Here is a 6,017-nt window from a genome sequence, read left to right on the forward strand (position 1 = left end):
GTCGGCCGGTTCCGTGTCTGCCGTATCCGCCACGCTCCGCGGGTTACGACATATCCTCCAGCTCCCACCGGTACCCGAATCCGCGGATGGTGGTGATCAGCCCGGGTCTGCCGAGCTTGGCGCGCAGTGCCGCCATGTGCACGTCGAGCGCCCGCGAGACCGCGGCGAACGCATCGCCCCAGATCCGGTCCATCAGCTGTTGCCTGCTCACCGCGGCCCCCGGTCGTTCCAGGAGGATGCGGATCAGCTCGAATTCCTTGTGGGTGAGCGTGATCGGTTCGCCCGCGATCTCCACCAGCCGCGCGTTCAGATCGACGCGGACATCGCCGGTGACGATCACGCGCTGCGGCGGCGGCGCGTGCGCGGTCGCGCGCCGGGTGACGGTCTCCAAGCGGGCGATCAGTTCCGCGATGCGCGGCGGTTTGACCAGGTAGTCGTCGGCCCCGGCGTGCAATCCGCGGATGACCGCCCGCTCACCCCCGCGCGCGGTGAGGATCACCACCGGTACCGAGCTGACCTTGCGCAGCTTGCGCAGCACCTCCAGACCGTCCATGTCCGGCAGCCCGAGATCGAGGACCACCGCGTCGTAGCGGTTGTGGCAGAGCAGCAGATCGCTGCCGCGCTTGATGTGATCGGCTTCGTATTTGGCTCGCAACGCCTCGAGCAGCGCGCTCGCCACCCCATCATCGTCTTCGACTACGGCAAGCCTCACGCACCGATCCTCGCAAATCGAAGGATCGGTGCGCAGGCGTTTCGGTTCCGCGTCACGCCACCGGGACTTTGGCCGTGCCCTCCTGCGTGGCGTCGTCGGCGCGCTCGGCCTCGAGGACCGAGGTCGCCGAGGTCTCCCGCATGAAGTAGTAGATGCACAGCGAGATCGCGATGCACCCGGCGACGTAGTAGAAGAACACCGATTCGTGCCCCGCCTTCTTCAGCGCGAGCGCGATGGATTCGGCCGTGCCGCCGAAGATCGACACCGTCAGTGCGTAGGGCAGGCCGACGCCGAGCGCCCGGATCTTGGTGGGGAACAGCTCGGCTTTGACGATGGCGTTGATCGAGGTGTAGCCGGTGATGATCAGTAGCGCGAGCATCATCAGGCCCCAGGCCGCGACAGGGTTCGAGGTGTGCGCGAGCACGGTCATGATCGGAACGGTGCACACCGTGCCGGTGATTCCGAAGAACAGCAGCAGCTTCCGTCGGCCGATCCGGTCGGACAGGGCGCCTGCCAGCGGCTGGATCACCACGAACGCCAGCAGCGCGATGAAGTTGATCCAGGCCACCGTGCCCTTGGAGATGCCGGAGGTGTTGATCATGAACTTCTGCATATAGGTGGTGTAGGTGTAGAACGCCACCGTGCCGCCGAGCGTCAGGCCGACAACGACCAGGCATTCCCGCGGGTATTCCAGCAGCACGCGCAGCGAACCGCGCTTCTTCTCCGGCGCCGAGGCGTCGGAGGCGGCGGCTTCGTAGTGCGACGACTCGTCCATCCCGCGGCGCAACCACATGATCGCCACCGCGCCCGCCGCGCCGATCACGAACGGGATGCGCCAGCCCCAGCTGTTCATCTGCTCAGAGGTGAGGATGTGCTGCAGGATGATCTGCACGCCGAGCGCGGTGAGCTGACCGGCGACCAGGGTCACGTACTGGAAGCTCGAGTAGAACCCGCGCTTGCCCGGGGTCGCCACCTCCGACAGATAGGTCGCGCTGGTCGCGTATTCGGCGCCGAGCGACAACCCTTGGAGCAGGCGCGCGATCAGCAGAATGATCGGCGCGGCGATGCCGATGGTGTGGTAGCTCGGCGTGAGCGCGATGATCAGCGAACCCGCGGCCATCACCGTCACCGACAGCGTCAACGCCGTTCGGCGACCGGCCCGATCGGCGTACTGGCCCAAGAGCCAGCCGCCGATCGGTCGCATCAGGAAGCCGAGCGCGAAAACCAGTGCCGATTGCAGGAGTTGGGCGGTGGAATCGCCCGAAGGGAAGAACGTCTTCGCGAAGTAGACGCTGAACGCCGCGTAGACGTACCAGTCGTACCACTCGATCAGGTTGCCTAGCGATCCTCGCATCACGTTGCCGACGACCCTGCGTTCACCGGCGGCTTGTGTCGCAGTCATGGTGTCCTCCTTCGGACTCCGCACACATATCGGGCACTCCCACTGTGTCGCCGGTCACCTGGGGCACTCCTGTGGTACGCGAAATCCCTAACCGTCCCTTAGGCAAGAGTCGTGAAGGCGTGGATGTGCAGTAGCCGTCAGAGCCCCGGGGGCTCCGTTTCCCATCGGTACCCGTAGCCGTGGATGGTGGTGATGAGGTGGGGGCGCTGGAGTTTGGCGCGCAGCGCGGCCATGTGGACGTCGAGGGCGCGGGAGATGGCGGCGAAGGCGTCGCCCCAGATGCGGTCCATGAGCTGCTGGCGGCTGACGGCGGAGCCCGGGCGTTCCAGGAGGACGCGCACCAGTTCGAATTCCTTGTGGGTGAGCGTGATCGGGGTGCCCGCGACCTCGACGGTGCGGGCTTGCAGGTCGACGCGGACGTCGCCGGTCACCACCACCAGCTGAGCGGGGGCGGTGGGGGTACCGGCGCGGCGGGTGATGGCTTCCAGGCGCGCCACCAGCTCGCCGACGCGCGGTGGCTTCGTCAGGTAGTCATCGGCGCCGGCGCGCAGACCGCGGATGACGGCGCGTTCGCCGCTGCGCGCGGTGAGGATCAGCACCGGCACCGAGCTGACCTCGCGGAGTTTGCGCAATACCTCCAGGCCGTCCATATCGGGCAGGCCGAGGTCCAGGATGACGGCGTCGTAGCGGTCGTGGGTGAGCAGCAGGTCGGCGCCGCGCCGCAGATGGTCGGCCTGATAGTCCTTGGCGCGCAGCGCCGCGACCAGGGCGTCGCCGACTCCGGGGTCGTCTTCGACTATCGCGAGTCTCACGCCCAGATCCTCGCAAATCGGAGGTTCCGTCCGCAGGGGTATTGGGTGGTGGGGGACCGGCAGGCTCGAGACCTTGACACGTTCTTAGGGAAGTCACCGCTCATGAGCGAGACGAAAACCGCCGGGTGCGGGAGAATTCCTTCCCAGCTGCTTCCTTCGAAGGAGCCGATGACCAGCACCCCGGTCCGCCATCAGCACCGCGGCCTCGTCCTGCCCTGCAAAAGACCGGACGAGGTCCGCCACGGCGGGTCCGCAAGTCCTACTTGGGGGGTGAGGGTTTCGGCGTGCCGGGTCGCTTTTCGACATCCTGTGCCAGGATGAAGGACAGCAATTCGGCTCTAGCCTGTCACCGGACGCCCTGTCGGGATTCCGGTGACGGGTGCGTGGATGAGGAGATAGCTGCACCGTGACCAGCCCAGAAGGCCCGAACGACGACGCCCGCGACAACCAGGTCTCCGGCGATCAGCAGCCGAATCTCACACCCGAGCAGCGCGCCGACGAAGAGTTCCGCCGGGAGTTCCAGCAGGCGTTCGAGGAGAGCAGCGACAAACCCGATGTGGAGTTCTCGCTGGGTGATTCCGGGCCGGAGCCGGAGCCCGAAACCGTGGACTCGGCCGAGCAGGCCCGCGAGCTCGGCCACAATCTGGCCCGTGAACTGGCCACCGGCGCCCCGCAGGGCTGGTCCAAGCTGGACGCGGTGTTCGCTTTCACCGCGGTCGCCGAGGTCGCGCAGATCGTGTTCAGCGACGATCAGGAGCGTTCGGTCCGCATCCAGCCGTCGGAGGCGGTGCTGGAGCTGGTGCGCAGGCACCGCGAGGTGTCCGCCGCCATGGGCGACGGCCCGTGGTGGCGGCTGCTGTTGCAGTTGACGCCGGCCGGTCAGCTGGATATCGACTACGACTACGGTGACGAGCCGTTCCCGGACGATCACCTGTTCCCGGCCGAGGTGTATCAGGCCGACCTGGAAGCCAATCCGCGGGACCGGCTGCCGGTGTGGCTGGCCGCGTACGTGAGTCACGGCAACCGCCAGTCCCGCACCCCGGCGGAGGCTGCCGCCTGGGCGCGCGCGGATCGGGAAGCCGGTGTGCGCGGGACGATCTCGGAGCGCGATTTCCCGGCGCTGCCCACGCTGTGGGCCCGCTGGGCGGTGTTGGCGGCCGCGTTCGTCGCCGTCGGTTCCGAGTGGGGGCCGCGTATTCTGCCCGCGCTGGGCTGGTTCGAAGGCGCCAAGCGGGGCGGCTCGACGCTGTACATGCTGCCCGGTGGCCGGGCCGTGTTCTCCGGTGGTGTCTGGAACGCGCCCGCCTTGGACGCGGCGTACAACCAGGATGCGCAGCTGCCCGCGTACTACGCCGGTGCTCCGGCCTGGGTGGCGAACCCGGTGCTGAATCCTCGGGCCGCCAGCGGTTTGCTGTCGTTCTGCTACTGGTGGGAGGGCGGTCGCTGGTACCGCGCCGAGTCGCCGACGGCCGATCAGCTCGCCGAGGCCGTGCCCGGTATCTGGACCGCGCAGACGGTGACCAACGTGATCGCCAGCCTGGTCGCCGCCGAGGCCACCGACGGCCAGGTCGCCGCCGTGGCCACGCTGGTCTCGGCCGCGGAAGCCGGTGTGGTGACCAGGGATACGCTGATCAGCGTCTTCGGTGACGAGGGTGGCTACGATATCGACAGCGCCTTCTACCAGCTCACCATGGCTGGCGTGGCCACCACGCTGCCGGATCCGATGCCCGAGGACGAGGCCATCGATCAGGTGCGCCGCTACATTCTCGATCGCAATCTCGACACCACCGGCTATCCGCTGGATCAGCTGCGTGCCGACCGCATCAGCTGCGGCTGGATGGTCTACGTGCCGACCGCGCCGGGTGAGATCGCCATCGGCCGTGCCCTGTTCTACATCGCCGATGACGGTGTGCTGGAGCAGTCCTCGTCCTCGATCGCGCCCTCGCGCTACATCGCGGAGTTCGAGCAGCGCTTCCAGGAGCGCAACGGGATGGTCGACGCCTGACCCAGGTTGCCCGCCTGGGTTAACATCAGGGAACGGATCGATGGCCAATTCCTAACAGGTTCTTTAGCTTCTCGGCCCGGTGAATCGGCCCGCAACGTCGGCCGAGATGCCAGAATGGTCGAAAAGCTCGGCTTACCAGCTGCTTTCCGGCTGGTACGAGCCTGTGAGATGGAGGTGCGCGGTGGACGTCGAGAGTTTTGTGGAAAAGCAGCGCATCGCGGGCACCGACACCGGCAAGGTGCGCGACCGCATGGACGACCTCGCTGATCGAGTGCAGGCGCAGCTGGATTCGCTGATCGCGATCGTCAGCTCCGACCCGGTCTTCGGCAAGAAGTTCATGGATGACCCGAAGGGTCTCAAATACCAGCTCGAGGGCGCTGTCGAGGGCACACGGACCATGGCCACATCCTGGGGCAAGCTCTCCGATGGCCAGTTCCAGAACGCGAGGAACGCCGAACGCGAGGAGCAGAAGCGCCGAGAGCAGTTCGAGAACATCTGAGCCGGACCGGTTGCTGGTAGTTGGCGGGCGGTCCACTCGGACCGCCATGAGAGTTTGTGGAGTGGGTGAGAACTAGGTGGCCAGACGCGATGCCGAGATCGCCGGCGTGATGGAGGAATTCCGCAGCCGCATCCGCGAGATCGCCGAGATGCAGCAGCAGCGGGTCAAGCTCACCGCCACCGCGAGCACCAGGGACCGGCAGATCTCGGTGACGGTGAACGCCAACGGGGTGATCATCCAAACCAAATTCGGCAGCGGCATAGGCGAATACAGCTACGAGGACATCGCCAAATCCATCACGCGGCTGGCCCAGCAGGCCGCCGAGGATGTGTTCGATCAGAGCAAGCAAGTCATGGCGCCCTTGGCGGAGGAGCGGGCGCGGCTGCCCAAGCTCTCCGACGTGATCCCGGGAATGCCCGACTTCCAGAGCGAGATCCCTACGGAGCCACCGGTTTCCGTCGCGCCGCCGGGTGACGCCGAGCGCGAGGACGCGGAACTGGTGTTCACCGATGTGGAGACCCTCGAGGACAAGCCCGAAACCGGAAAGGGCGTCACCGACTCGGTTTGGTGACGTGCGCGCGGTTTAG

Annotated in this window: 6 protein-coding genes; 3 read left to right on the plus strand and 3 right to left on the minus strand. The window is 66.8% G+C overall.

Annotation, left to right across the window (positions count from 1 at the left end; genetic code table 11):
• Window positions 1-43: 43 nt before the first annotated feature.
• From ACRWNM_RS05360 to ACRWNM_RS05370, 3 genes are all read right to left on the minus strand, one after another.
• A complete protein-coding gene (locus tag ACRWNM_RS05360; protein WP_431964076.1) occupies window positions 44-712 on the minus strand; it encodes a response regulator transcription factor in 669 nt (222 codons plus the stop codon).
• A 52-nt stretch (window positions 713-764) separates the two neighbouring features.
• Entirely contained in the window at window positions 765-2,114 is a 1,350-nt protein-coding gene (locus ACRWNM_RS05365) for an MFS transporter (protein WP_431964078.1), read from the minus strand.
• A gap of 137 nt (window positions 2,115-2,251) precedes the next feature.
• On the minus strand, window positions 2,252-2,926 hold the full coding sequence (locus tag ACRWNM_RS05370; protein ID WP_431964080.1) for a response regulator transcription factor: 675 nt from the start codon (window positions 2,924-2,926) through the stop codon (window positions 2,252-2,254).
• Between the two features lie 406 nt (window positions 2,927-3,332).
• Here ACRWNM_RS05370 and ACRWNM_RS05375 point away from each other — a divergent pair, with 406 nt between their 5' ends.
• From ACRWNM_RS05375 to ACRWNM_RS05385, 3 genes are all read left to right on the plus strand, one after another.
• Entirely contained in the window at window positions 3,333-4,931 is a 1,599-nt protein-coding gene (locus ACRWNM_RS05375; protein ID WP_431964082.1) for a hypothetical protein, read from the plus strand.
• Window positions 4,932-5,112: 181 nt separating this feature from the next.
• Window positions 5,113-5,430, plus strand: a complete 318-nt coding sequence (locus ACRWNM_RS05380; RefSeq protein ID WP_431964084.1) for a hypothetical protein — start codon at window positions 5,113-5,115, stop codon at window positions 5,428-5,430.
• Between the two features lie 76 nt (window positions 5,431-5,506).
• Window positions 5,507-6,001, plus strand: coding sequence for a YbaB/EbfC family nucleoid-associated protein (locus ACRWNM_RS05385; protein ID WP_431964086.1), 495 nt, complete (start codon window positions 5,507-5,509; stop codon window positions 5,999-6,001).
• Window positions 6,002-6,017: the final 16 nt, after the last annotated feature.

It is taken from the genome of Nocardia sp. bgisy134 (assembly GCF_965341865.1).
In the GTDB taxonomy this organism is placed as follows: Bacteria; Actinomycetota; Actinomycetes; order Mycobacteriales; family Mycobacteriaceae; genus Nocardia.

Coding starts and splice junctions, on each gene's coding strand:
- ACRWNM_RS05365 (WP_431964078.1), bottom strand. CDS start 2,114: ATGACTGCGACACAAGCCGCCGGTGAACGCAGGGTCGTCGGCAACGTG.